Below are 931 nucleotides of genomic sequence, written 5' to 3'. Positions count from 1 at the left end.
GCCTGTCACTGCCTGTCACTTCCGGGCGCATCCAGGATGGCGATGTCCTTGAGTCGCGGCCGAACAGACCGCGCCCATACCGCAAGGAAGGACAGCAATCCATGAAGTTACGTATCGACACAGCCGGGGTGACGTTCCTGTGCACCCGAATTCCTGAGCAGCGCACCAATTTCGACACCGGGGCACCCCGTGTGGACAAGGCCGCCGGGCAAACGCTGTGGCAGGTCCAGTTGATCGCCCTGGATGCCACCGGCGGTGAAGTGCTGGCGGTCACCGTGGTCGGGGAACCGAAAGTCACGGTGGGTCAGCCGGTGGCGGTAGCGGGTCTGGTGGCGTTGCCGTGGTCCCAAGACGGCCGCTCGGGCATCGCCTATCGCGCCGAAACCCTCACCGCCACCGACCCCGGCACCATCAAGGCGGGCCAGCAGGCCAGGTAACCACAGGGCCGGCCCGGCGCCGCGCGGACACCGTATAGGGGCTGCCGGGCTGGCACCCCTACCCCTCTTTCCGCTGTCAGTTAAGGAAGACCGTCATGTCGAACACTCCAAACCGTAAGAACCACAACAACAATCAATCAGCTAATGATGACTGGATCGGCGAGCTGATCATCGGATTGGTTAAAGCGGCCGGACAGTTATTGTGGTGGGCGATCCTGTTTCCCTTCCTGAGCATCCCGGCCACGGTGGCGCTCTGGGCCGCCGTCAGTCAGGGCGCCCGCGCCGGCCTGGTGACCGCCGCCGTGGAGATCGCGGCATATATCGGCTGGGCAGTCGTGGAACCGGCCTCGTTCACCCGGTGGGTCACCAATCCGGTTAGGCAGCGTTTCTGGGCGTGGTGGCGCTACGGACGTAACTGGGCATCGGTGTGCGCCCTGCACGGGCTGACCGCCCGCCTGGGTGAGCGCACCCTGGTCCCGGCGGTGGTGTCGGTG

The 931-nt window shown here is 65.4% G+C and carries 1 protein-coding gene and 1 pseudogene; both read left to right on the top strand.

Annotated elements, in window-relative coordinates; all coding sequences use genetic code 11:
- The first annotated feature begins 101 nt into the window (after positions 1–101).
- Positions 102–437: an SCO3933 family regulatory protein gene (locus BST40_RS28250; protein WP_075545708.1), complete on the top strand. Its 336-nt coding sequence runs from the start codon at positions 102–104 to the stop codon at positions 435–437.
- A gap of 95 nt (positions 438–532) precedes the next feature.
- Positions 533–931, top strand: a pseudogene (locus BST40_RS28245) (FtsK/SpoIIIE domain-containing protein); the annotation flags it as partial.

The organism is Mycobacterium persicum (assembly GCF_002086675.1).
Lineage (GTDB): Bacteria > Actinomycetota > Actinomycetes > Mycobacteriales > Mycobacteriaceae > Mycobacterium > Mycobacterium persicum.
Note: the sequence above shows the minus strand (reverse complement) of the source record. Positions and strands in the feature narration are given on the sequence as shown.

Bases quoted from the DNA above. Each gene is read 5' to 3' on its own strand.
- BST40_RS28250 (WP_075545708.1), top strand. From the start codon at position 102: ATGAAGTTACGTATCGACACAGCCGGGGTGACGTTCCTGTGCACCCGA.